At 72.5% G+C, this 23,849-nt stretch carries 25 protein-coding genes; 10 read left to right on the top strand and 15 right to left on the bottom strand.

The annotated features are described in order from the left end of the window. Window positions 1-9 precede the first annotated feature (9 nt). Complete coding sequence (locus ACIBSV_RS29565) at window positions 10-2,328, top strand: ribonucleoside-diphosphate reductase subunit alpha (RefSeq protein WP_395868443.1); 2,319 nt, start codon at window positions 10-12, stop codon at window positions 2,326-2,328. A gap of 17 nt (window positions 2,329-2,345) precedes the next feature. After that, window positions 2,346-3,323, top strand: coding sequence for a ribonucleotide-diphosphate reductase subunit beta (locus ACIBSV_RS29560; RefSeq protein WP_395868441.1), 978 nt, complete (start codon window positions 2,346-2,348; stop codon window positions 3,321-3,323). A 118-nt stretch (window positions 3,324-3,441) separates the two neighbouring features. Here ACIBSV_RS29560 and ACIBSV_RS29555 read toward each other — a convergent pair whose 3' ends face one another. After that, window positions 3,442-4,245: a helix-turn-helix domain-containing protein gene (locus ACIBSV_RS29555; protein ID WP_395868288.1), complete on the bottom strand. Its 804-nt coding sequence runs from the start codon at window positions 4,243-4,245 to the stop codon at window positions 3,442-3,444. 137 nt (window positions 4,246-4,382) lie between these two features. Here ACIBSV_RS29555 and ACIBSV_RS29550 point away from each other — a divergent pair, with 137 nt between their 5' ends. Both ACIBSV_RS29550 and ACIBSV_RS29545 read left to right on the top strand, forming a co-directional pair. Further along, the gene (locus ACIBSV_RS29550; RefSeq protein ID WP_395868286.1) at window positions 4,383-5,396 is read left to right on the top strand and encodes an NAD(P)-dependent alcohol dehydrogenase; all 1,014 of its coding nucleotides are present in this window, start codon (window positions 4,383-4,385) and stop codon (window positions 5,394-5,396) included. Window positions 5,397-5,539: 143 nt separating this feature from the next. After that, a complete protein-coding gene (locus tag ACIBSV_RS29545) occupies window positions 5,540-5,917 on the top strand; it encodes a VOC family protein (RefSeq protein WP_395868284.1) in 378 nt (125 codons plus the stop codon). A 234-nt stretch (window positions 5,918-6,151) separates the two neighbouring features. Here the strand turns inward: ACIBSV_RS29545 and ACIBSV_RS29540 are convergent, their stop codons facing one another. Then, window positions 6,152-6,322, bottom strand: a complete 171-nt coding sequence (locus tag ACIBSV_RS29540; protein ID WP_395868282.1) for a hypothetical protein — start codon at window positions 6,320-6,322, stop codon at window positions 6,152-6,154. 177 nt (window positions 6,323-6,499) lie between these two features. Between ACIBSV_RS29540 and ACIBSV_RS29535 the strand changes: the two genes are divergently transcribed. Then, on the top strand, window positions 6,500-7,207 hold the full coding sequence (locus ACIBSV_RS29535; RefSeq protein ID WP_395868279.1) for an MOSC domain-containing protein: 708 nt from the start codon (window positions 6,500-6,502) through the stop codon (window positions 7,205-7,207). A gap of 134 nt (window positions 7,208-7,341) precedes the next feature. Here the strand turns inward: ACIBSV_RS29535 and ACIBSV_RS29530 are convergent, their stop codons facing one another. Continuing rightward, window positions 7,342-8,766 (bottom strand): amidase, encoded by a 1,425-nt coding sequence (locus ACIBSV_RS29530; protein WP_395868277.1) that lies wholly within the window; start codon window positions 8,764-8,766, stop codon window positions 7,342-7,344. Window positions 8,767-8,790: 24 nt separating this feature from the next. Next, entirely contained in the window at window positions 8,791-9,435 is a 645-nt protein-coding gene (locus tag ACIBSV_RS29525) for a LysE family translocator (RefSeq protein ID WP_395868276.1), read from the bottom strand. Between the two features lie 304 nt (window positions 9,436-9,739). Between ACIBSV_RS29525 and ACIBSV_RS29520 the strand changes: the two genes are divergently transcribed. After that, window positions 9,740-10,009 carry a hypothetical protein gene (locus tag ACIBSV_RS29520; protein ID WP_395868274.1) on the top strand — a complete coding sequence of 90 codons (270 nt, stop codon included), beginning with the start codon at window positions 9,740-9,742 and terminating at the stop codon, window positions 10,007-10,009. A 90-nt stretch (window positions 10,010-10,099) separates the two neighbouring features. Here the strand turns inward: ACIBSV_RS29520 and ACIBSV_RS29515 are convergent, their stop codons facing one another. Then, window positions 10,100-10,555, bottom strand: a complete 456-nt coding sequence (locus ACIBSV_RS29515) for a hypothetical protein (protein ID WP_395868272.1) — start codon at window positions 10,553-10,555, stop codon at window positions 10,100-10,102. A gap of 120 nt (window positions 10,556-10,675) precedes the next feature. Between ACIBSV_RS29515 and ACIBSV_RS29510 the strand changes: the two genes are divergently transcribed. After that, window positions 10,676-11,017, top strand: coding sequence for a S26 family signal peptidase (locus tag ACIBSV_RS29510; protein WP_395868270.1), 342 nt, complete (start codon window positions 10,676-10,678; stop codon window positions 11,015-11,017). 47 nt (window positions 11,018-11,064) lie between these two features. On the opposite strand, the gene ACIBSV_RS29505 is transcribed toward ACIBSV_RS29510, so the two are convergent. Next, the gene (locus ACIBSV_RS29505; protein ID WP_395868268.1) at window positions 11,065-11,457 is read right to left on the bottom strand and encodes a peptidoglycan-binding protein; all 393 of its coding nucleotides are present in this window, start codon (window positions 11,455-11,457) and stop codon (window positions 11,065-11,067) included. 564 nt (window positions 11,458-12,021) lie between these two features. Between ACIBSV_RS29505 and ACIBSV_RS29500 the strand changes: the two genes are divergently transcribed. Beyond that, window positions 12,022-13,704, top strand: coding sequence for a dihydroxyacetone kinase family protein (locus ACIBSV_RS29500; protein ID WP_395868266.1), 1,683 nt, complete (start codon window positions 12,022-12,024; stop codon window positions 13,702-13,704). Window positions 13,705-14,134: 430 nt separating this feature from the next. On the opposite strand, the gene ACIBSV_RS29495 is transcribed toward ACIBSV_RS29500, so the two are convergent. The 6 genes from ACIBSV_RS29495 to abc-f form a co-directional block, all read right to left on the bottom strand. Then, window positions 14,135-15,145: a serine hydrolase domain-containing protein gene (locus tag ACIBSV_RS29495; protein WP_395868264.1), complete on the bottom strand. Its 1,011-nt coding sequence runs from the start codon at window positions 15,143-15,145 to the stop codon at window positions 14,135-14,137. Next, on the bottom strand, window positions 15,142-16,086 hold the full coding sequence (locus ACIBSV_RS29490; RefSeq protein ID WP_395868262.1) for a DUF6895 family protein: 945 nt from the start codon (window positions 16,084-16,086) through the stop codon (window positions 15,142-15,144). Before ACIBSV_RS29490 ends, ACIBSV_RS29495 begins: the two co-directional genes overlap by 4 nt. Continuing rightward, window positions 16,083-16,820 carry a hypothetical protein gene (locus ACIBSV_RS29485; RefSeq protein ID WP_395868260.1) on the bottom strand — a complete coding sequence of 246 codons (738 nt, stop codon included), beginning with the start codon at window positions 16,818-16,820 and terminating at the stop codon, window positions 16,083-16,085. Before ACIBSV_RS29485 ends, ACIBSV_RS29490 begins: the two co-directional genes overlap by 4 nt. Window positions 16,821-16,874: 54 nt before the next feature. Beyond that, window positions 16,875-17,060, bottom strand: a complete 186-nt coding sequence (locus tag ACIBSV_RS29480; RefSeq protein ID WP_395868259.1) for a hypothetical protein — start codon at window positions 17,058-17,060, stop codon at window positions 16,875-16,877. Window positions 17,061-17,322: 262 nt separating this feature from the next. After that, window positions 17,323-18,210, bottom strand: coding sequence for a virginiamycin B lyase (locus ACIBSV_RS29475; RefSeq protein ID WP_395868257.1), 888 nt, complete (start codon window positions 18,208-18,210; stop codon window positions 17,323-17,325). Further along, on the bottom strand, window positions 18,207-19,844 hold the full coding sequence (abc-f, locus tag ACIBSV_RS29470) for a ribosomal protection-like ABC-F family protein (protein WP_395868255.1): 1,638 nt from the start codon (window positions 19,842-19,844) through the stop codon (window positions 18,207-18,209). Before abc-f ends, ACIBSV_RS29475 begins: the two co-directional genes overlap by 4 nt. 260 nt (window positions 19,845-20,104) lie before the next feature. Between abc-f and ACIBSV_RS29465 the strand changes: the two genes are divergently transcribed. Continuing rightward, window positions 20,105-20,713, top strand: coding sequence for a TetR/AcrR family transcriptional regulator (locus tag ACIBSV_RS29465; protein ID WP_395868253.1), 609 nt, complete (start codon window positions 20,105-20,107; stop codon window positions 20,711-20,713). A gap of 88 nt (window positions 20,714-20,801) precedes the next feature. Here ACIBSV_RS29465 and ACIBSV_RS29460 read toward each other — a convergent pair whose 3' ends face one another. Next, window positions 20,802-21,602 (bottom strand): APH(3') family aminoglycoside O-phosphotransferase, encoded by an 801-nt coding sequence (locus ACIBSV_RS29460; RefSeq protein ID WP_395868251.1) that lies wholly within the window; start codon window positions 21,600-21,602, stop codon window positions 20,802-20,804. 108 nt (window positions 21,603-21,710) lie between these two features. On the opposite strand from ACIBSV_RS29460, the gene ACIBSV_RS29455 reads away from it, so the two are divergent. Next, window positions 21,711-22,235, top strand: a complete 525-nt coding sequence (locus tag ACIBSV_RS29455) for an O-acetyl-ADP-ribose deacetylase (RefSeq protein ID WP_395868249.1) — start codon at window positions 21,711-21,713, stop codon at window positions 22,233-22,235. A 35-nt stretch (window positions 22,236-22,270) separates the two neighbouring features. Here the strand turns inward: ACIBSV_RS29455 and ACIBSV_RS29450 are convergent, their stop codons facing one another. Together ACIBSV_RS29450 and ACIBSV_RS29445 are read right to left on the bottom strand one after the other, a co-directional pair. Continuing rightward, window positions 22,271-23,296, bottom strand: a complete 1,026-nt coding sequence (locus tag ACIBSV_RS29450) for an acyltransferase domain-containing protein (RefSeq protein WP_395868247.1) — start codon at window positions 23,294-23,296, stop codon at window positions 22,271-22,273. Next, entirely contained in the window at window positions 23,293-23,814 is a 522-nt protein-coding gene (locus ACIBSV_RS29445) for a GNAT family N-acetyltransferase (protein ID WP_395868439.1), read from the bottom strand. Before ACIBSV_RS29445 ends, ACIBSV_RS29450 begins: the two co-directional genes overlap by 4 nt. Window positions 23,815-23,849 lie beyond the last annotated feature (35 nt).

Below are 23,849 nucleotides of genomic sequence, written 5' to 3'. Positions count from 1 at the left end.
GCGACCCGGATGCGGATCGACGAAAGCCCCGAGGACCAACTGGCTACCCTGGTGCGCACCCAGGCGCGCGATCTGCCGGAGGTCGATCCGGATCGGGTCGTCCGCCGGGTCGTCGCGGGTCTCAACGAGGGCGCGGACAAGGGAGCGGCCGCGGACCTGGCGGTGCGTACCGCCGCCGAGCTGATCGCGGAGGAGCCCGCCTACTCGCGGCTCGCCGCGCGCCTGCTCGCCGGCCGGATCGCGGACGAGGCCCTCGACGCGGGGGTCACCTCGTTCAGCGCAGGCATCGCGCTCGGCCGGCGCGAGGGCGTCATCGGCGCGGAGACCGCGGCGTTCGTCGCCGAGCACGCCGCCGAGTTGGACGCCGCCGTGGACGTCGACGGCGACCGGCGGTTCGAGTACTTCGGCCTGCGCACCGTGTACGACCGCTACCTGTTGCGCCACCCGGTCTCGCGCAAGGTGGTCGAGACCCCGCAGCACTTCCTGCTGCGCGTGGCGTGCGGCCTGGCCCAGGAGCCCGGCGAGGCGATCGGCTTCTACCGGCTGATGTCCTCGCTCGCCTACCTGCCCAGCTCGCCGACGCTGTTCAACTCCGGCACCGTGCACACCCAGATGTCCTCGTGCTACCTGCTCGACTCGCCCAAGGACGAGCTGGAGTCGATCTACGACATGTACGGGCGGATCGCCCGACTGTCGAAGTTCGCCGGCGGCATCGGCGTGGCGTGGTCGCGGGTGCGTTCGCGCGGCTCGCTGATCCGCGGCACCAACGGGCACTCCAACGGCATCGTGCCGTGGCTCAAGACGCTCGACTCGTCGGTGGCCGCGGTCAACCAGGGCGGCCGGCGCAAGGGCGCGGCCTGCGTGTACCTGGAGACCTGGCACCCGGACATCCTGGAGTTCCTCGAACTGCGCGAGAACACCGGTGAGGACGCGCGCCGCACGCACAACCTCAACCTGGCCAACTGGGTGCCGGACCTGTTCATGCGCCGGGTCGAGGAGGACGGCGTCTGGTCGCTGTTCGACCCGAACGAGCTGCCCGAACTGCCCGACCTGTGGGGCGCCGAGTTCGACAAGGTGTACGAAGCCGCCGAGCGGGACGGCCGGTTCGTCCGGCAGATGCCCGCGCGCGACCTCTACGCCCGGATGATGCGCACGCTCGCGCAGACCGGCAACGGCTGGATGACCTTCAAGGACGCCGCCAACCGCACCTGCAACCAGGCCGCGGAGCCCGGCAACGTGGTGCACCTGTCCAACCTGTGCACCGAGATCCTCGAGGTGACCAGCGACGGCGAGACCGCCGTGTGCAACCTCGGCTCGGTCAACCTCGGCGCGCACGTGATCGCCGGCGAGGGCATGGACTGGGACAAGCTGCGCGCGACGGTGCGCACTGCGGTGGTCTTCCTGGACCGCGTGATCGACATCAACTACTACCCGACCGACCAGGCCGCCGCGTCCAACCCGCGGTGGCGCCCGGTGGGCCTGGGCCTGATGGGCCTGCAGGACGTGTTCTTCACGCTCGGCATGCCGTTCGACTCGGTCGAGGCGCGCGAGTTGTCCACGCTGATCTCCGAGGAGATCTACCTGACCGCGCTGGAGACCTCCTCGGCGCTCGCCGAGGCGCACGGCCCGCACCCGGCCTACGCCGAGACGCACGCCGCGCGCGGCCGGCTCCAGCCGGACCTGTGGGAGGGCGTGTACCCGACCCAGACCAAGCGCTGGGACGCGCTGCGCGACCGGGTCGCCGAGCACGGCCTGCGCAACTCGCTGCTCGTGGCGATCGCGCCGACCGCGACCATCGCCTCGATCGCCGGCGCCTACGAGTGCATCGAGCCGCAGGTGTCGAACCTGTTCAAGCGCGAGACGTTGTCCGGCGAGTTCCTCCAGATCAACGCCTACCTGGTGCGCGAGCTCAAGGCCCGCGGCCTGTGGACCCCCGCGGTCCGCGACCGGATCAAGCGCGCCGAGGGCTCGGTCCAGAGCATCGCCGAACTCCCGGAGGACGTGCGGGAGTTGTACCGCACCGCGTGGGAGCTTCCGCAGCGTGCGCTGATCGACCTGGCGGCGGCCCGCTCGCCGTACATCGACCAGTCGCAGTCGCTGAACCTGTTCATGGCCGACCCGACCATCGGCAAGCTGTCCTCGATGTACCGCTACGCGTGGTCCACCGGCCTCAAGACCACGTACTACCTGCGCTCGCGCCCCGCGACGCGGATCCAGCAGGCGACCGTGCCGGCGCAGGCCTCGGCCGCGCCCGTCGAGGAGATCTCGGACCTCGAGGTCATCGCCTGCTCGCTGGAGAACCCCGAAGCCTGTGAGGCGTGCACGTGAGCCTGCTCGATCCCGGAATGAACCTCACGCTGCGCCCGATGCAGTACCCGGACTTCTACGAGAAGTACCGCGCGGCGATCCGCAACACCTGGACGGTCGAAGAGGTCGACCTGCACAGCGACCTCGCCGACCTGGACAAGCTCAGCCCGGCCGAACGACACCTCGTGCAGCGCCTGGTCGCGTTCTTCGCGACCGGTGACACGATCGTGGCGAACAACCTGGTGCTGAACCTGTACCGGCACATCAACTCGCCCGAGGGCCGGCTGTATCTGTCGCGGCAACTCTTCGAAGAGGCCGTCCATGTGCAGTTCTACCTGACCCTGCTGGACACCTACATGCCCGACCACGAGGAGCGCGAGCAGGCGTTCGCCGCGGTCGAGCACATCCCCTCGATCCGGCGCAAGGCGGAGTTCTGCTTCCGCTGGATCGACTCGGCGATGGGCCTGGACCGGCTCGAATCGCGGGACGACCGGCGGCAGTTCCTGCTCAACCTGATCTGCTTCGCGGCGTGCATCGAGGGTCTGTTCTTCTACGGCGCCTTCGCGTACGTGTACTTCCTGCGCTCGCGCGGTCTGCTCAACGGCCTTGCCTCGGGCACCAACTGGGTGTTCCGCGACGAGTCCGCGCACATGGACTTCGCGTTCTCCGTGGTCGAGACGGTGCGGGCCGAGGAGCCCGACCTGTTCGACGACGAGCTCGCCGAGGACGTACGGCGGATGCTCGCCGAGGCGGTCGAGGCGGAGACGGCGTTCGCCGAGGACCTGCTCCAGGGCGGCGTGTCCGGGATGACGGTCGCCGACATGCGCTCCTACCTGGAGCACGTGGCCGACCGCCGGCTGGCCCAGTTGGGCATGGCACCGGTGTACGGCTCGGCGAACCCGTTCGGCTTCATGGAACTGCAGGACGTGCAGGAACTCTCGAACTTCTTCGAGCGGCGGGTCTCGGCCTACCAGGTCGCGGTCACCGGCTCGGTGTCGTTCGACGAGGACTTCTGAGTCCGGACGCCTTCGCGCGATCGCGCCGCCACCGCCCTGCCGTCCCGGTCCCGGGACGGCAGGGCGGTTTCGCGTTGTCGGGGGCGTGCCGGCTCGGCGGCGGCATGATGGGGGCGGGTCAGGACCGTTCGGCCGCGCGGCCGCGCAGCGCTGTGGCGGTGGCCTCGTCGGCCGGCAGGAACGCCTCCAGGTGCAGTTCGGCCAGCGTGATGTCGGTGGCCGTCGCGAAGGACGTCAACGTGGTCAGCAGCCGCAACTCGCCCGGGCCTTCCTCCGGGTCGCGCAGCCGCAGCGGGACCGCGAAGCCCAGGTGGTCGGGGCCCAGTCGGGCGTCCGGGACATAGCCGCGCAGTTCCTCGATGAACGCGTCGAGCAGCGGGTCCGGGCTGCGCAGCGCCTGTGCGCGCATGTTCTCCAGGACGTGATGCCCCCAGGCGTCGAGGTTCGCCACACGTGGCGCCATGCCCTCGGGATGCAGCATCAGGCGCAGCATGTTCATCGGCTCCCGGAGCAACTCCGGTGACGCCCCCTCGGTCAGCACGTCGATCGCCGTGTTGGCGGCGACGATCTGCCCGTACGGGCGCAGCACCATCGCCGGGTAGGGCAGGTGGCCGTCCAACACCGCGCGCAGCGCCTCGCGCACCGGGCGCAACATCGGTGCGTCCAGGTCCGATTCGGGGAAGACCGGCGCGTACCCGGCGGTGTGCAGCAGTGCGTTGCGCTCGCGCAGGGACAGGCCGAGCGATTCGGCGAGGCGGATGATCATGGTGCGGCCGGGACGCGATCGGCCGCTCTCGATGAAGCTGAGGTGGCGCTGGGTGGTGTCCGCGCGGGCGGCGAGTTCCAGTTGGCTCAGCCGCCGGGCGGTACGCCAGCGCCGCAGCTCGGCGGGGAAGTCCGGACCGTGGGTCATCGTGCTCATGAGGGCAGTTCTAGGCACTCGGAGGTATCGCCGGCAATTCCCCGGCGGGAATTGCCGGGCTCGGGCGCCTGTCGCAGGATCCTTCCCACGGCCGCCGAACGGGGCGGTTCGTGATCGGTCGAGAGAGGCACAACGCGATGAAGAGCTACCACCTGACACCCGGCGCCGGTATCGACGGTGTCACCCTCCGTGCGCACGACGAGCCGGACCCCGCGCCCGGGCAGGTGTTGCTCCGGGTCCGGGCGACCTCGCTGAGCATGCGCGAACTGCTGGTGCTGGACGGCGACTATCCGCTGCCGGTGTCGCCCGACGTCGTTCCCGGGTGCGCCGGGGTCGGCGAGGTGGTCGCGATCGGGGCGGGCGTCACCCGGGCCCGGGTCGGCGACCGGGTGGCGGCGACCGTGTTCCCGGACTGGATCGACGGGCCGTTCGCCCTGGACCACGCGGCGCAGCTCGGTAGTTCGCGCAACGGCATGCTCACCGAGTTCGCCCTGGTCGGCGAGCGGGCGCTGGTACACATCCCGGCGCACCTGTCGTTCGCGGAGGCCGCCACCCTCCCGCTCACCGCGGTCACCGCGTGGAACGCGCTGACCGGTGGCCGACCGCCGGTGCCGGGCGAGAGCGTGCTGACGCTCGGCACGGGAGCCGTGTCCCTGTTCGCGGTACAGCTCGCCAAGGCGTCGGGTGCGCGGGTGATCGCCACCACGTCGAGCCCGGAGAAGGCGGAACGACTGCGCGCGTCGGGCGCGGACGAGGTGGTCGACTACCGGGAGCACCCGCGCTGGGGCGAGGAGGTACGGCGGGTGACCGGCGGGCGCGGGGTGGACCGGGTCGTGGACGTCGCGGGGAATCTGACCCAGTCCCTGGCCGCGACGGCGCTCGGCGGCGAGATCGCCTTCGTCGGCCACTGGTTGGGGTCGGACGCGCCCGACGCGTCGCCGTCGCCGGCCGTGCTGTTCAACGCGGGCGTGGTGCTGCGTCCGCTCGCGGTGGGCAGTCGGGCACAGTTCGAGGCGCTGAACAGGGCGGTGGACATGTGGCGGCTGCGGCCGTGCGTGCACCGGGAGTTCGGCTTCGACGAGGTTCCGGAGGCGTTGCGTTACTACCGCAAGGGTGGGTTCGTGGGGAACGTCGTGATCGACCACGGGTGATGGACTGCGGCTCGCGGCTCGCGGCTCGCGGCTCGCGGCGGTCGGGCGGTTGGCGGTTCGCCGTGGGCCTGGGCCGTTCGGCCGATCCGACGCGGCCGGTAAATCCTTTGGGGCGATCGATTCGGGGTCGCACAATGGCGGGCATGGCCATTTCGCTGCACCACATCGTCATCGACGCACACGACCTGCCGGGACTCGCTCGTTTCTGGGCCCAGGTGTTGGGGTGGGAGGTGTTGTCGGAGCGCGAACGCGAAGTGGTTATCGGGACCGAGCCGGAAGCACCGATCGGGATCTGCTTCATGCCGGTGACGGACGTGAAGAAGACCAAGAACCGACTGCACCTGGACCTGACCCCCGGAGCGGGCCCCGGCGAACGGGAGGCGGAGATCGAGCGGGTGATCGCACTCGGCGCACGCCGCGTGGACGTCGGCCAGACCGGCACGGAATCGTGGACGGTACTCGCCGACCCGGAGGGCAACGAGTTCTGCGTGGTCCGGGCGAAGCGCACGCTGATCGCCTAGGTGTCCCGACGCCCGATCGCCGCCACGCCGAAACCCGCCTGCGGGCCTGTCTGTTGCGGGCAGGCCGACCCGTGGGCGGGTTTCGGGTGAGGTGGGATGGGACCGGACGAGGGCCGGGCGTCCGGGAGTTCGCCGTGCGGCCTGGGGTGGGGCGCCGGCGTCGGTGTGGCCGGGCCGGGCAAGCGCGCTTCGAATTCGCGGGTGAGCGACGTGAGTTCGTCCCGGGGCGACGGGTCAGCCGGTGCCGGTGGGCGGGTTGCCCGAGCCGGTGCCGCCACTGCCGCCACGACCACCGCGGCGGCGGGCGAGTCGGTCCCGCACGAGCCGACGGCCCTGCTCGACCTGGCGCGGATTGCGCCGGATGTATCCCTGGATCTTCTTGATGGTGTTCGACAGCGAACTCATGCCGTGGTCCCTCCCTGAAGCCCGGGCGCCCGGGCCTCGGCGTCCCCGAGGGCGCCGATAACTGGTGTTTGCCCGAGTTCGGCCCGGGATACGCGGTGATCGAGGGCGCAATTGCCGGGATTCGGCGGTGAATCGGCTCGCCGGCGCCTTCGCGAGCCGGCCCGGTAGCCTGCCGGTATGCCGCATGTGATCTCCGTCAACCTGGCCCACCCCCGACCCAACCCGACGAAGTCCGACGTCACCACGACGGGGATCGACAAGCGGCCGGTCGACCGCCCGGTCGCCGTGCGCGCACCCGGCCCCAAGGATTCGGGACTGGGCAGCGGACTGGTCGGCGACGGGGTGTACGACCGACGGCACCACGGCGGCGACGATCAGGCCGTCTACGCGTACGCGCGGGAGAACCTGGACGTGTGGGCCCGCGAGTTCGGCCGCGAACTGGGCAACGGCGGCTTCGGGGAGAACCTCACCACGTCCGGCCTGGACCTGGAGGCCGCGCTGATCGGCGAGCGCTGGCGCGTGGGCGAGGCGGGTCCGCTGTTGGAGGTCTCCGTCCCGCGCATCCCATGCGCGACCTTCGCGCACTGGTTGGACGAGCGGCGATGGGTGCGGCGATTCACCGAACGGGCGCTTCCGGGCACCTACCTGCGCGTGATCGAACCGGGCGAGGTGTACCCGGGAGCCCCGATCACGATCGTGTCCCGCCCGTCCCACGACGTCACCATCGGCATCTGCTTCCGAGCCCTGACCCTCGAACCCGACTTGCTGCCCCGGCTCCTCGACATAGCGGAACTCCCGCACGACGTCCGCGACATGGCCCACAAACGCATCACCCCGGACGTACGCTCGGGCCGACATTCCCGTCTGTCTGCTCATCGATCGTGACTTCGGCAAGGCCGTGGTGCATACGCTGCCGGGGCTCGATCGCGAAGACCACCCCGTCCATCGGGCCCGTGCGGAAGTCGACCCGGCGGAACGGATCGTGCTGCCGCCTCCTTATCCGGAGCTGGAGTTGGGGGCTATTCGTCGACGAAGGTCGGGGGTGTGCGGTGGTGCCAGGGGAGGGCTTGTTCGAGGAGGCCGGCGAGGCGGAAGAGGGTGTCCTCGCGGCCGTAGGGGGCAACCAGTTGCACGCCGATCGGTAGTCCCGAGCTGCTTTGGGCCAGGGGCAGGCTGAGGGCGGGTTGGCCGGTGATGTTGAAGACGACGGTGAACGGGCCGTACGCGAAGATGGCCTCCAGCCAACCGCGGACCGAGTGCTTCGGGTCGTCGTAGTCCAATGTGCCGTGCGGCGCCGGGAGTTGGCCCAGCGTCGGGGTGATCAGCAGGTCGTACTCGGTGAAGAAGGTGCCCACCGAGCGGGAGACCCGGTTGTGCGCGCCGAACGCGGCGAACAGGTCGAGTGCGCTCAAGTCCCCGGCGTCGCGCAGGATCTGCCGGGTGACCGCTTCCAACCTGTTCGGATCCGGTGCGCGCGGAGCGCCCAGGAGCGGTGCCGCGATGAAGGCGACCACCTCCGGGACCAGGCCGCTCAGCACGCTTTCCCAGTCGACCGTCGGGCTCGCGTCGTCGACGTGGTGGCCCAGTCCCGCGAGCAGTGCGGCGACCGACTCGGCCGCCTGGGCCACCTCGGCGTCGACCGGGACGCCGGACCACGCCCGGGTGGTCACGCCGATCCGCAACGGCGCGACGTCCGCGCCGAGCTCGGTGGCATAGGGCCGACGCGGCGGCGGCGCGGTGTACTTGTCGCCGACGCCCGGTCCCTCGACCGCGTCCAGGAGGTGCGCGGCGTCGCGGACCGTGCGGGTGAGCGCGAAGTTGTGCGAGATCCCGAAGAACGCCTCGTCCAGGTCCGGGCCGCACGGGGTACGTCCCCGGCTGGGCTTGAGCCCGACCAGGCCGCACGCCGAGGCCGGAACGCGGATCGAGCCGGCGCCGTCGGTGGCGTGCGCGACCGGTACCGCGCCGGCCGCGACCAGGGCCGCCGCGCCGCCGCTGGAGCCGCCGACCCCACGATCGAGGTCCCAGGGATTGCGGGTGACGCCGTACTTGGCCGACTCCGTCGCGAAGCTGATCGCCATCTCGGGCGCGGTGGTCAGTCCCAGGGTGACCAGACCGGCGGCCCGGAACCGGGTCATCAGGTCGCTGTCGTGCGGCGGGACGACGCCCGGTACGGCGCGGCTGCCCAGGAAGAACGGGACGCCCGCCGCGACCGGCCCGGTGTCCTTGATCAGGAACGGCACGCCGGCCAAGGCGGCGTCGGGGTCGGGCGAGCGTTCGAGCGCGGGCTCGAAGGCGGGCAGCGCGAGGCCGTGCACGGCGGCGTCGGCGACCTCGATCGCCTGCCGGGCGGCCTCCTCGACCTCGGCCGAGGTGACCTCGCCGGCGCGGATCAGGGCGCGCAGACCGATCGCGTCGTACCTCGCGTACTCGCCGAGCCGCATGCCGCTCCTTCGTTTCGCTGTGTGTCAGGCGGTCGCCGGGTGGCTCCGGTCGGTGGCCAGCTTGATCGCGAGCCCGCCGAGCACCGTGCCCATCACGTAGCGCTGGATGCGCAGCCAGGACGGCCGCCGGGCCAGGAACACCGCGATGGACCCGGCCGCGAGGACCAGGATCGAGTTCACCGTCAGGCTGATCACGATCTGGATGCTGCCCAGTGCGAAGCCTTGGAGCAGCACGTGCCCGGCGTTCGGGTCGACGAACTGGGGGATCAGCGACAGGTACATGATCGCGGCCTTGGGGTTCAGCAGGTTCGTCAGCAGGCCCATGGTGAACAGCCGCCGATTCGAGTCCGGCGCGAGCTCCTGCGGACTGAACGCCGAGACGCCACCGGGCCGCAGCGCCTGCCAGGCGAGCCAGCCGAGGTATGCCGCGCCGGCGATCTTGACCGCCATGTACAGCTCGGGCACGACGATGAACACGGCGGAGAGGCCGAGGTTGGCCATCGACATGTAGATCAGGAAGCCGAGCCCGACACCGAGCAGCGACACCAGGCCGGCCCGACGCCCCTGGGTGATGCTGCGCGAGGTCACGTACATCATGTTCGGGCCGGGCGTCAGCACCATCCCGAGCGCGACGGCGCTCACTCCGAGTATCGCGCTGGTCTCGATCACGCTTGCCCCCACTGGTGGTACGGGCGGTCGCCGCGGTCGTCGCCGCCGCCCTGGGTCGATCGCTGGTCGCGCAATTGTGTCCGGTCTGCGGTTTTCCGGGCAACCGGGTTGTCCGCCGCCGGCGCGGCGTGACGGGTGTCAGTCCCGACCCGGACCGAGCGGCGACCGCCAGGCGGGGGACAGCCGGGGGCGGCGGAGCACGACGCCCTGCCGCGTGGCGGCGGCCATGTCGGTCTTCCGCCTCCGGTACCGGCCCCCCGGCCAGCCTTCCCCGGCGCGAGTGCGCTCGGGTCGCCGATCGGCAGTGGCTTCCTGGTCGTCTCCGGCGCGGTACGCGCCGCCGCGCGAACGCGGCGGCCCGGCGGCCTTCGAGATCGAGTACGACGAGGACGACGAACAGGGCGACGAGGTGTTGACCACACCATGGAGGCGGGCGACGCACGCCCTGCTGCACGCCGCGATGGCCCTCGGCGCGCCACACCTGACGGCCGAGCCGGACCGGGCGATCCTGACCGGCCCGTGGCGGGCGATCGGGAACGCGGACGTCGGCCCCGGGCGCGGCCCGGCACGCTGAGCGGGACACGCGCCGCGCTCACCGCGCCGTACCGCCCCAAGCGCGCCCGCCCGCCGTACCGCCACGCCAACCGCGCCGCCCCCGAAACCGCTACGCCAAGCGCGCCGCGACCGCCGAGACGAACGCGTCCGGGTCCGCGGCCGGACCCGGACCCAGGTTCAGGTGGGTTTCCTCGTCCCACGCGCCCAGGACCGTGGCCCGCTTCCGCGTCACCACGTCCACGCTCTCCTCCAGCACGAAGTAGCGCGGCTCGCCCACCACATCCGGCCCCAGCACGAGCGCGAAATGTGCCTCCGGCGGGAACAGCGCGGGCGGGAGACGAACCAGCAACCCGGAACCCGCGCCCAACGGGACGTGGTTCATCGCGAGACCTTCGGCGGACAGCCGCTGCTCCTCGGGCAGTCGGCTGCCCACCCCGATCCACAGGTTCGTCGTACGCGCGGTCAACTCGTCGAGAGGCGCGGCGAGCAGCGCGGCCGCGTTGCGCAGGGCGATCGAGCGGAAGACCACGTGGGCGAATCGGTAGTGGTGCTGACGGGTGCTCATGGGCGAACCTTCCGGACGACTCGTCGGGGTGGCGGGTGCCGGCCCCGGAGGCGAGAAAAAACCCGTGGCAGGCCAGGCGTTCATCCGTCATCCTGTTCCGCGATGGGGATGATGGACAGCATGGCCGCCAAGGTGGCGCACGGCGCCACCGTCGAGTTTCGCCCGCGCGGGGCCTCCATGGTCCCGCTTATCCGCAGTCGCCAACTCGTGACCGTCGCGCCGGTCGACCCGGCCCGCCTCGAAATCGGGGACATCGTGCTGACCCGGGTCGCGGGGAAGATGTACCTGCATCTGGTCTCCGCGCTGGATCGCGCCCGCGCGCGCGTGCAGATCAGCAACAACCGGGGCCGCGCCAACGGCTGGACCTCGCAGGCCCGGGTGTACGGGATCTGCGTGGCGGTGGACGGCGTACCGCGACCGGGCGCGTCCCGGAAGGTACGCGCACCGGTGTCCACGGAGTAGCGCGAGCCGGGTCCGGTCGCCGGCCCGCGCGGCGGCGTCGCGGTGGTTCAGTGCAGCGAGGGGACCACGTCCCAGCAGCCGATCGTGTGCCACGATCCGGGCCCGGAGCCGATCTCCATGACCAGGTACATCACCTCGCCCACCACCGGATCGACGATGCCGTCCTCGGGCAGGCCCAGGATGCGTTCCAGCCGCCGGGTGTCGGCGGCGGTCTCGGGGCCGTAGACCCGGTCGGGGTAGTGCGTGCTGAAGCCGGTCGAGTAGTAGATCGCCTGGACGCACTGGACGCCGAACCCGGGTGCGGTGTCGGGACCGATGTCCGGCACACCCGGGGCGGCACCGGCCGGTACGACGGCGGGGCCGGCGAGGGCCAGGGACAGGGCCAGGGCCGCGCCGGCGAGCACGCGGATCACTGGTCGGCGGGTGGAGTTCCTCGGCATGGCGTTCTCCGCTCCGGCCGACCGCGCGGCGGTGCGGGCCGGCCCAGGGTGGGGGAGAGGTGCTCGACCGCAGCAGTGTCCGCTCACCGGGGCGGCCGCGGAAGGCGAATCCCGCGTCGAACCGAATCGGCACGAGTCCATGCCGGTCGGGACGGTTCGTGCGGGACGGGTCATGCGGGACGCGTCGCGCGGGGCAGGTCGTGCGGGACGGTTCGTGCGGGACGGTTCGTGCGCGGCGAGGGCTCGGCGGGCGCGTACGTTCGCCGGCCCGGTGGACTCGCCGATCGCCGCCTGGTGGACGCGTACGGTCGCCCGGGCCGATCCCCGTCCGGGCTCGGTGCGCGGAGTCCGGCTCGTGGTGGAAGTCCTGAGGAGGAACCACTTCCGCCACGAGCCGGGCGGCCGGTTCGGCCACGGCGGTGGCCGGCCGTGCCTGGGGACCGGATCGGCACGTGTGCTGTCGGCCCCCTGTCCTGGACACGCGGGTGCCGCCCGTCCGGTTGCCGGCGATCCGCGACCCCCCGGTGGGGTTGGTCCGGCGCGCATTCAGGTAGAGATTCAGCCATGAAGAAGCTGATCAATGCCGCCCGCGACGTCGTCCCCGAGATGCTCGAAGGGTTGGCACTGGCCAATCCCGGCATCGCCTTGCTGGCCGGGGAGAACGTCGCGCTGCGCGCGGACGCCCGGGCCCACGCGGAGAGCGGGCGGGTGGCGGTGATCTCCGGCGGAGGTGCCGGCCACGAACCCGCGCACGCGGGGTACGTCGGGCCCGGGATGCTCACCGCGGCCGTGTCGGGGGACGTGTTCACGTCGCCGTCCACCGACACGATCCTGGCCGCGATCCGCACCGTCGCCGGGTCGGCGGGCGTGTTGCTCGTGGTCAAGTCGTACACCGGGGACCGGCTCAACTTCGGGCTCGCCGCCGAGTTGGCGCGGGCCGAGGGGATCGCGGTGGAGCTGGTCGTGGTCGCCGACGACGTGGCGCTCGCGACCGGCGACGACACCGCGGGCCGGCGCGGGATCGCCGGGACGGTGTTCGTGCACAAGGTCGCGGGAGCGGCGGCGGAGGCCGGCGCGAGCCTGGCCGAGGTCAAGGCCGAGGCCGAGGCGGCGGCGCGCGCGGTGGGCACGATGGGCGTCGCGCTGACCCCGTGCACGGTGCCGGCGGCCGGCCGACCGGGATTCGAGCTCGGCGAGGACGAGGTCGAGCTGGGCCTGGGCATCCACGGTGAGGCGGGCGTGCGGCGGGACAAGATCGCGCGCGCCGACGAGTTCGTCACCGAACTGCTCGACCGGATCGTCGCGGAGACCGCACTGGCCGCCGGCGACCGGGTCGCGTTGCTGGTCAACAACCTCGGCGGCACCCCCACGATGGAGTTGGACATCGTGCTGCGCGGCGCGGTACGGGACCTGGCGGGTCGCGGCCTGGTGCTCGAACGGGCCTGGCGCGGCTCGTTCCTGACCGCGTTGGAGATGGCGGGCATGTCGTTGTCCCTGCTCCGGGTCGACGACGCCCGGCTCGCCCGCCTGGACGCGGCCACCTCGGCGCCCGCGTGGCCCACCCCGGTGGTCGGCCGGGTGGGTGAGGTCACCGTGCTGCCGGCCGCACCCGCACCCGGCACCGCCGACGCGGGGACCGCGCTGACCGAACCCACGCAGCTGACCCGCGCGATCGAGGCGGTGTGCGCGGCGCTGGTCGAGGCCGAACCGCACCTGACCGAGCTGGACCGGATCGTCGGCGACGGCGACCTGGGCATCAGCCTCTCGCGTGGAGCCGAGGCGATCGGGCGCGAGTTGCCCGGCTACGGCGGCGGCACCCCGGCCGCCGTGCTGCGCGGCCTCGCGGACACCGTGCGCCGGGCGCTCGGCGGCACGTCCGGGCCGCTGTACTCGGTGCTGTTGCTGCGCGCGGCCGGCGCCGTGGAGCAGGACGCGGGAACGCGCGGTTGGCGCGAGGCACTGGCCGCCGGCGCGCGGGCGATCGGCGAACTGGGCGGCGCCCGGGTCGGCGACCGCACCATGCTGGACGCGCTGGTGCCGGCCGGCGAGGCACTGGTCGGCGGCGCGAGTCTGGTCGAGGCGATCGACGCGGCCGCGGCCGGCACCGAGGAGACCGCGACGCACAGCGCCCGTCGAGGCCGCAGCAGCTACCTCGGCGACCGCGCGATCGGCACCGTCGACCCGGGCGCCGAGGCGGTGGTGATCTGGCTCCGTGCGATCGCCGACTCGCTGGACGCCGAGGATTAGGCCCTGTCCGGCGGATCTCGGTGGGTCCGCGTCGTCCGGTGCCGCGCCTCGCCGCACCGGAGAAACAGCCGAATGGAAACCACTATGCGGCTGCTTCGCCGGCACGCCGATGCACGGCATCCGCCCTTCGGGCTCCTCGCTGCGCTCACGACGCGGCCCGATCCACCAAGATCCGCAGGACAGGGCCTTAGAACCGGCTCGGAATCGGATCGGATCGGATGGCCGCAGGGAAGACGCGGATCCGGCCGGGCCGGACAGCCTCCCGACCCGGCCGGACTCACGCCGGGACCCCGGTCGGACCCCCGGCGGCGATTCCCGCGCCGCACCCGCCGCGGCGGCCGGCGAGTGCGGCAGCGGGTGCGGCCGGCGAGTGCGGGCGGGACGCCCACGATCACGCCCTGGCTCCGCCGCGTCGTGGGCCCGGACCCGATCAATCCGCCATCGCCCCGGCGGCGAGTTCGCCCAGCGCGTCGTACGCGATCTGGAGGAACGGCGCCCTCGGTCCCGCCGCCGTGTTCACCAGTGCCGCCAGCGCGACCCCGGCCTGCGGGCTGAAGCCGACGAACGCGGTGAATCCGCGCGTCGATCCGCCGTGGAAGATCAGGTCGTACCCGGGCCGGGCCCGCAGATTCCAGACCAGGCACAGCCGATCGCCGGTGTGCGGCGGGATCAATCGGGGCCGGCGCACTTCGACCAACGCCTCGGCCAACGAGGCGGGTTGTACCGTCGCCGGGTCCAGGTGCGCGGCCAGATACCGGGTCAGATCCGTCCCGGTGCTGCGCAGCGCTCCCGCCGCGGGCAGCCCCGGCATCTCCCACGGTGGCCGGGGCCGGCCGCGCAGATAACCGGTCACCTGCGGCCCGTTCGGGTCGCACGTGGTCATCGTCAGGCCCAGCGGCACACCCAGCCGGGTGACCACGAGATCCGGATACGGCTGCCCGGCGGCGCGCGCGAGCGCGTGTCCGAGCAGTCCTACCCCCAGGTTGGAGTAGGACACCCGGGTGCCCGGTCGACCGCGCGGCCGGGCCCGCCCGAGCAGCGCGAACAGCCGCTTCTCGTCGTAGCCCGCGTAGGGGTTCGTGTACCACGCGGGCAGCGCCGAGCGCAGCGAACCGCGCGGCAGTCGCGGCAGTCCCGAGGTGTGCGTGGCCAGGTGCAGCAGCGTGATGTCGGACGACCAGCGCGGCCGCGAGCCCGGCGGCAGGTAGGTGATCAGCGGGTCGTCCAGCCGCGCCTCGCCCCGCGCGACCGCGTCGGCGAGCAGCAGCGCGGTGAACGTCTTGGTCACCGAGCCCAGTTCGAACCGCGAGTCGGCGTCCACCGCCGTACCGCGACACACCACCGATTGCTCGCCGCCTCGGATGGTGGCCACGACCAGCGCACCCCCGGCCGGCACGGCCCGCAGCAGCGGCGCGATCGGCGCCGCGTTCGGGTCGCTCACCCGAGCGCGGGCGCGGGCGTGTTGCCCAGCGAACGGGCCAACGTGATGGTGCCGGCCACGATCGCGACCACCGCCGTGTGCTCGTGGTCCTTGAACGCGCGTTGCGGGTCCTCGTCCACCGGATCCGCGTCGCGCGGCAGCAGTCCGTTCGGAAGCTGTGCCGCCGCGAGTGTCTCCCAGCCCTGCGCGTCGCACACCGGCTCGGGCAGGCACGCGTCGACGATCAGCAACTCGCCCACCAGGTCGTACTGGAAGACCTCGGCCCACACATCCACCCAGACCGGGAGCCATGCCCGCAGGTAGTCGGCGATCTCGGCCGGGAGCTGTTCGGGATGCGCGCCCCAGTCGGTGATGTGAAACACCGCGTGCGTCATGTGGTACGCGGTCATCCAGTCGATCACCCACGGCTCGGGAGTCATGCCCAGCCACGAGTCGGCGGCCAGCGCGGGCCAGTCCGGCCGGTGGGTCAGCCCCGCGACGCGGCTCGCGTTGGCCACCGCGAGGCGGCGGTTGGGCATCATCTCGATCGCGTGCACCGACCGCAGCCCGGACAGGTGCGCCAGCAGCGCGTCCATCGGCTCGTGCCGGATGCCCGCCCGCACGAAGTGCGCGTACGTCTCCAGCGGGTCGGTCAGCAGCGGGTGTCGCACCTGGCGTTCGTAGAGGAAGTCCCCGTCGCGGAACTGCTCCCAGGCGAACTCGATCAGCGCCCGCGCGGCGGCCAGGTCGGCGGGCCCGGCGACGCCCTCGCGCAGCACCAGCGAGGTGGCCAGCGCGGTCTCGCCGAGCGGCTTGTACGCGCTGTCGCGGTCGTTGAAGTCGACGACGGTGTGCGTGGGCAGCGGCCCGAACCGCGCGTTCTCGTGCAGCCAGCGCAGCGCCCGCGAACCGATCGTGTGGGCGGTCTTGAGCACGTCCGCCCGGACGAGTCCCCCGGTCATGAGTCCTCCCGTGCGGTCACGTGCTGGGCGATGCGGGTGTCGAGCACGGTGCGGGTGCTGCCGCCGCCGAAGAGTCGGACGTGCCGCAACAGCGGGTCCAATTCCAAGGGGAAGGCGACCCCGTCGGCGGCCACGAAGGCGAGCCAGCGGGCGATCCGGGCGGCGGTGCGGTAGTCGCGGCGCAACATCGCGCGCACCACCCCGCGTGCCAGCGAGTCGGCGTTTCGTCGGGCGGCGGCGTGGATGGGGCCGTCCAGGCCGGGCAGGGCCAGGGAGGAGAGTTGGGCCATCCGCACCGACCAGGCCTGCCAGGTCGTCGCGTCGGCGACCTGCGCGCCGTCGCCCGGCGGGGGGACGTCGACGGCCAGGCCGAAGCGGGTCAGCGTGCGGGCCGTGGCCCAGTCGCGCCAGGTGATGATCCACGCGGTCTCGGGCGAGGCGCCCAGCGTGTCGGGCGGGAACAGGTCGAACGCGCGGGCGGCGGCCTCGGCCTGATCGGCCGGCAGCGGCGTGCCGCGCAGTACGTGTGGGGCGAACGCGTCGGAGCCCAGGACGCGCAGCCCGGGCAAGTCGGCGTCGCGGTCGTGCGGTTCGGCCGCCCAGGAATCGGTGGCGGCGAATCCGGCGGGCACGACCGTGCCCTCGACGTCCATGAGGACGCCGAGGGCACGGCCTGCCACTCGCTCGACCGCCGCCGTGTAGTCCTCGTGTGGCGAGGTCTCGGCGAAGGGCATCGTTCTGATCAACTTCCCGTCGGAACCGGTGATGTCACGGACATCCGATCCGGCCTAGCGCTCCTTCGGGGGCTTCGGCGAGAGCAGCAGACCGAGCACCAGCAGTCCGCCACCGATGTCCTCGGGCGCGAACAGCGGCGCGTCACTGATGGTCGTCTCCTCCTCGATCATGAGCGTCGCGACGGTACCCGCCTGGGTCGGCGTAACCGGCGTGGACTGGCGCATGTGTTGAGTAAGCATCAGGTGCTCCCTGATCGTGACTTCAATCGCCGGGCTCGACGATGCCCCCGTGCTTTCGACCATAGGCACTTTTTATGGGCGTTTGCATTATTTGCCGGTGAGTCGCGGGTGTGATTCCCCCGTATGCGCGGGCGCGTTCCGGGCGCGGGTCGGGGGCGCGCGAGGGGAGTGCGGGACGGGCGGGGGTGGGTCGGTCGGACGGGCCCGGCTCTTTCGCCGTAACCGCGTGAATCCGCGCTCACCAGTGGGTTTTCGGCGTCGGTCAGGGGGTGATCCGGGCCAGGGCGCCGATTTCCAGGGCGACCCAGATCGCGCCGTCCGCACCCTGGGCGAGGCCGTGCGGTTCGGCCGCGGGTGTCGGCAAGTCGTACTCCGTCAGTGTGCCTTCCACGGCGAGTCGGCCCACCCGATTGGCGCCCCATTCGGTGAACCAGCAGTTGCCGTCCGTGTCGAGTGCCACCGCGTGCGGGCGGGACTGCGGGTCCGGCAGCGGGAATTCGGTGATTTCCCTATTCGGGCCGAGTCGGCCGATCGCACCCGCGCCGATCTCGGTGAACCACAGCGCGCCGTCCGGGCCGGACGTGATTCCGACCGGCGCCGCGCCCTTGGTGGGCAGCGCGTGGATGCTCACCTCGCCGCTCGTGGTGATACGTCCGATCGCGTCGGCGGCGTTCAGCGTGAACCACAACGCGCCGTCGGCGCCGGTGGTGATCGCGGACGGGAACGCGTCCGCGATCGGCAGCGCGAAGCCGGTGACCCGGCCGGTCGGGTCGATCCGACCGATGCGGTTCGCGGCCGTCTCGGTGAACCACAGCGCGCCGTCCGGGCCGGCGGTGATCCCGAACGGGCCGGATCCGGGGGTGGGCAGGTCGAAGTGGGTCACCGCGCCGGCGACGGTGATCCGGCCGATCCGATGGGCCTTGTACTCGGTGAACCACAGCGCGTCGTCGGGACCGGTGACCAACACGGTCGGTCCGCAGCCGGGGTCGCCGAGATCGTGGAGGGTGGGTGTCCCGGCCGGGTCGACTCGGCCGATGCGACCGGCGTGCACGAGGGTGAACCACAGTGCGCCGTCCGGGCCCGAGACGATGGCGTAGGGGCCGGAGTCGGGCCCGGCGACCGGGAGTTCGCGGATGTCGGGGGTTGTCATACGAGCATTCCCTCGGTCAGGTGGATCCGGGTGCCGATGAACCGGTCGCGCAACGTTCGGTCGTGGGAGACCACGACCAGGGCGCCGGAGTAGGCGTCGAGCGCCCGCTCCAGTTCCTCGACCAGCGTGGGGGAGAGGTGGTTGGTCGGCTCGTCCAGCAGCAGGACGTCGGCCGGTCGGTCCAACAGCCGTGCCAGAGCCAGGCGTTGGCGTTGGCCGACGGACAGCGCGCCGACCCGGGTGCCGAACGTCTCGGCGGACAGCAGGCCGCCGGCGAGCAGTCGGTCGCGGTGCTCGTCGAGATGGCCCGGGCGACCGGCCGCGTAGGTGGCGAGCACCGTGCGTGACGGGTCGGCGAAGACCGGGTCCTGGGCCAGCCGGCCGATCCGGCCGCGGCGGCGCACGGTGCCCATGTCCGGTTCCAGGACACCGGCCAGGACCCGCAGGAGGGTGGTCTTGCCCGCGCCGTTGGCGCCCTGGACGAGCAGCCGATCGCCCGCCTCGATCCGGAGGTCGTGGACGACCAGGCGATCCGCGACCCGGACGTCGTGGGCCTCGATCAGCACGCCCGAGGCCGCGCCGGTGGGGATCCCGGTGCTGAAGCGCAGCGGTTCGGGCGGTGCGATCACCGGGTTCGCCCGCAGTCGGCGCAGCCGTTCGCGGCCCTGGCGGACCCGGCTCGCCACCGAGTTCTGCACGCGGCCCGCGTTGCGGTCGTAGGCCATCTTGTTGTTGTCCTTGGCGGCCCGTCCCGGTGCGACCCGGTGCGCGGTGGTCGCGGCGAAGCCCTCGACCTCGCGGATCTCGCGGCACCAGTCGGCGTACGCCTGCGCGCGGCGGGCGCGGTCGGCGAGCCGCGCCGCGTGGTAGGCGGTGTAGTCGCCGCCGTATCGGGTCACGGTGCCCGCCTCGACCTCGACGATCGCGCGGACCACCCGGTCCAGGAACAGGCGATCGTGCGAGATCGCCACGACGGTGCCGGGGTGTTCGCGCAGGCGATCCTCCAGCCAGGTCAGGGACGTCGCGTCGAGGTGGTTGGTGGGCTCGTCGAGCAGCATCACCTCGGGGGCCGAGGCGAGCAGGCAGGCCAGGCCCAGGCGGGCGCGTTCGCCGCCGGAGAGCGCGTCGAGGCGGCGGTCGGGCGGGATCGCGCCGAGACCGAGGGCCTGGATCGCCCGGCCGGTACGTGCGTCGGCGTCGTAGCCGCCGCGCGCCTCGAAGGCGGAGAGCAGGTCGCCGTACTCGCTCAGCCGCGCCTCGGTCAGATCGGCCTCCACCTCGCGCAGTCGGCGCTCGATGGCGCGCAGGTCGGCGAGGGCGGCGTCGATGGCCTGCCGCACGGTGTGGGTGCCGGGCAGGTCGAGGGTCTGGCCGAGGTGGCCGATGCCGCCGGTGCTCGTGACGGTCACGGTGCCGTCGTCTGGGGTCTCCAGGCCGGCGATCAGGCGCAGCAGCGTGGACTTGCCGGAACCGTTCTCACCGACGATGCCGACCCTCTCCCCGGGTTTTACGGTCAGTGAGACGTCGGTGAGGACCGGGTGGTCGGCGTAGGTCTTCGCGACGTTACGCAGTGTGAGCTGGGTGGGGCGGCCGGTGCGGGTGCCGGTGGTGGCAGTGCTGCGGCTGGGGGACAAGAGGGGACTCCAGGGGGTGCTGCGGGCGGGTCGGCGGGGTGACGGTGTTCGTTGCCCGGGTCATGGCTGCGGCGCTCCCTGGTGGGTCGAGTGGTGTACGTGGACGGCTGGGCTTCCGAGAAGCTAATGCAACTCGGTTGCGTTAGGATGAGTATGACGGATGGAGAGGCGCTAATGCAACAGGGTTGCTTTTGGGTGTCGTGGACGGGGCCGGTGGTCCGGGTTCGGACGGTTCGGTCGGTCCGGACGGGCGGCGGCGGGTGAGTGGCGTCGGCGCGGTGCGGCCCGGTGGGCGGACCGCGCGGACGCGGGACGCGGTACGGCGGGCGACGCTGGCCGAGCTGGCCGAGAAGGGCTTCGACGGGCTGACCGTGGAGGCCGTCGCCGCGCGCTCGGGGGTGCACAAGACGACGGTCTACCGCCGCTGGCGGAACGCGGCGGGGCTGGCCGCCGACGCGCTGGACCTGGCGGCGGAGGAGTCGTGGCCGTTGCCGGACACCGGCACGATCGGCGGCGACCTGCGGGCGATCACCGCGCTGGTGGTGGCCGGCTTCGCGGACCCCGAACGCGGACCCACCGCGCGGGCGTTGGTGGCCGCCGCGGTGCACGAGCCGACCATGGGCGCGGCCCTGCACGGATTCCTGATCGGCAGGCTCGGTCAGGCCGAGGCGGTGGTCGAACGGGCGGTCGCGCGAGGCGAGTTGCCGGTGGGTACCGATGCGGGCGAGGTGGTCCGGGTAGCCGTCGGCGGGCTGTACTACCGGTTGTTCATCACGCACGAGCCGGTGGACGCCGGCCAGGCGCGGCGCGCGGCGGACGCGGCGGTGGCGGCCGCACGCGCGGGGGTCTTCGTGCTCGACCGAGCCTGAGCGGGTGAGCCGGCCGAGCGGGTGGCGATCGCCGGCGACCCGCGCCCGTGCCGGGTGGGTGGGTGGTGCCGGCCGGATGGTGCCGGGTTCAGCAGAACTCGTCGAGGAGACGGTAGAACTCCAGACGCTTCGGGTCCAGGGTGCCCTGCGGGTCGTAGCGAGCCAGGAAGCGGGCCGCGTGGGCGGGGGAGTACTGCGCGTCGTCGTCGTTGTGGAGGCTGCGGGTGAGCAGGGCCGGGTCGGCGTGGCGGTCGGCGCGGCCCAGGCGGCCGAGGTCGATCAGGCCGGTGACCTGCACGGTGTCCGGGTCGAGCAGGACGTTGGGCGGGCAGTAGTCGCCGTGGCCGACGACCGGGTCCTCGGTGGTCGGTACGGTCGCGGTCAGCTCGGCGAGGAGTTCGGGGCCGGTCCATCCCAGGCGGTGTTCGTCCAGGTCCTCCAGGTCGACCAGGCCGGCCGTGACCGCGTACTCGGCGGCGGGGATGGCTACCGCGAGACTGCGATCGAACGGGCAGTCGGCGAGCGGGAGTTCGTGCAGGGCGCGGGCCATGTCGGCGAGCGCGTCGACGACCGCGTCGCGTTGCTCGGCGGGCCACGGGTCGGCCGCCGAGCGGCCGGGCACGGCGCGGGTGAGCAGCCAGCCGTCGCACGCGTCGACGTCGTACTCGAGAATCTCGGCGACCGGAAGCCCCTGCTTCGCCGCCCACAGACCTCGGTCCACCTCGGCGGAGAGATGGAAGCCGGAATCCGGGTGGGAACCGGGCGCGCCGACCTTGAGATAGAACTCCTCACCCCGGCGCCGCAATCGGTGAACCCCGGCCCCGGACTTGCCGGCCGTGACCGGTTCCCACGTGTAGGCCGCGAACCGCCGTCGAAGATCGTCCGTCATCCCCCCATCCTCACCCGAGCACTACCCCGACCGCCGGCGGATTTTCCCCCGCGCCCGGTGGCCGGGCGTCGACCCCGAACCGGCATCCGGAACCGACATGATGGGGCCATGATTCGGATCGCGTTGGTTCTGGGTGACATCACCGAGCAGGACGTGGACGCGGTGGTCACCGCCGCCAACGCGTCGCTGCCGGGCGGCGGCGGGGTGGACGGGGCCGTGCACCGACGCGGTGGACCGGCGATCTTCGAGGCGTGCCAGGAACTGATCGCCTCGACCTACGGCCCGGGTGGCTTGCCGACCGGCGAGGCGGTGGCGACCACGGCGGGCGCGCTGCCGGCCCGATGGGTGATCCATACGGTCGGCCCCGTACACGGCGAGGACGAGGACGGAGTGGCCCTGTTGGCCGCCTGCCACCGCGCGTCGCTGCGCGTCGCCGACGAACTCGGCGCCGGCACGATCGCTTTCCCCGCGGTGTCCACCGGCTCGCACGGATGGCCCCTCGACGAGGCCGCCGCGATCGCGATCCGGACGGTGGTCGACGCCGAGACCGCGCTGACCGAGGCCCGTTTCGTGCTCTTCGACGAGGACACGTACGCCGCCTACGCGGCCGCCCTGGCCGGGACGGCGCACTGAACCCGGGCGCCCGGCAGGGGGGCGGGGTGGTGGGGTCAGAGTTCGAACCAGCCGGTGCGGCTGTGCCAGTGCCGGCCGGTGCGGAGGTGGTCGCCGATGGCGCGTTGGAGGGTGGTGTCGCGGGGGAGGGACTCCGGGGGCAGGTCCGGGTCGCCGAAGACGAAGCCGATCGGGGCGGTGTCCTCGGGCGGGTGGTCGGCCGGCTCGGTGTGCAGGTGGAAGCGGCGTTGGAAGCGGATGATGTTGGCGTGTTCCGGGAGGTATTCGCGCAGTTGCGGATCCAGCAGCCACGAGCCGCAGACCGCCACCGCGTAGCGCTCGGTCGGGAAGTGGCGCCGGAAGAACTCGCGGGCCAGCCGCAGCGATTCGTCGCACGCGGCCGGGGTCAACGGTCCGTGGAAGTCCGGGATGTGCAGCGCCAGCGCCGGATCCTCGGCCCGATACGGCAGTCCCAGGGCGGCGGCGCTCGCGGCGGCCCGACCGAGCAGGAACGAGCGTTGGAACTGCAAGCGACCCAGTTGATAGAGCTCACCGCGAAAGTGCAGCCTGGGCCAGTGCAGCGCGAGCAGACCACCGATGCCGCGCCGACGCCGGTGCACCGCGACGTGCCGGCCGAGGTCGGCGAGCGTTCGGCGGGACACCTCGGGCGGGATGCCGAGGGAGCGGTGGTAGGCCAGCACGTACGGGCGCGCGGCGACGAACACGTAGACGTGGAACCAGCGGCCGACCGCACCCCACGCGGGCGGCAACGGTGGGACCTCCCGGTGCACCTCGACCGTGCCGACATCCGTGACCAGGGCCCGCACGGCGCGTTCGAACAGCTCGCGCACCTGCGGGTCGGCGAGCAACGCCGCACGGGTGGCCACGAGTTCGTTGAAGTCCTCGTGCGGGACGGACAGGTCCAGGAGTACCTCGACCAGTTCGTCGTCGGCGGGCAGGGCCACCTCGACGCCGGTGTCGAAGCCGGCCAACGTGTCGACCCAGGCGGCCAGGCGCGGATCCGCGCGGAGCGGTTCCCAGGCATCCGTCGCCGGTCCGCCCGGCCCGAGGGGCCCGGTCACGCCGAGGGTGTGCGCAGGTCGACGGAACAGAAGACCTTGTCGTAGCGGGTCGTGCCGATCGCGACGAAGTCGTGCAGCCGGCCGTACTCGACGAAGCCCAGCGAGCGGTAGAGGTGCAGCGCGTTGTCGTTGTCGCCGCGTGCGTCGAGGGTGAGGATCTCGATGGCCTCGGCGCGCGCGTCCTCGATCAGCGCCGCCGTCAGCGACCGGCCGATCCCGCGACCGTGCGCGGACCGGGCCACCGCGAGCTTCTCCAGATCGGCGTTGGGCCGGTGGGTGGGCCGGGTGTACCGGCGCCAGTAGCCGAAGCCGAGCAGTTCCTCGCCCGAGTACGCGAACCGCAGCGCAGCGTCGCCGGAACGCTGGGCCCGGGCCAGCTCGGTGAGCAGCGCGGCCACCTCGGCGAGCGGCGGCGGGTCCACCCACCCGAGCGCCGCACCGCCCAGGACCAGATCGGTCAGGATCGTGTGCACCGGTTCGGCCGCGCGCTCGGCGGCTTCCGGTCCGCGCAGCACGATCCGCCGGGTGTCTTCGTACTCGTCTGGGTTCGCGC

The organism is Embleya sp. NPDC050154 (assembly GCF_044460165.1).
GTDB lineage: Bacteria > Actinomycetota > Actinomycetes > Streptomycetales > Streptomycetaceae > Embleya.
Note: the sequence above shows the minus strand (reverse complement) of the source record. Positions and strands in the feature narration are given on the sequence as shown.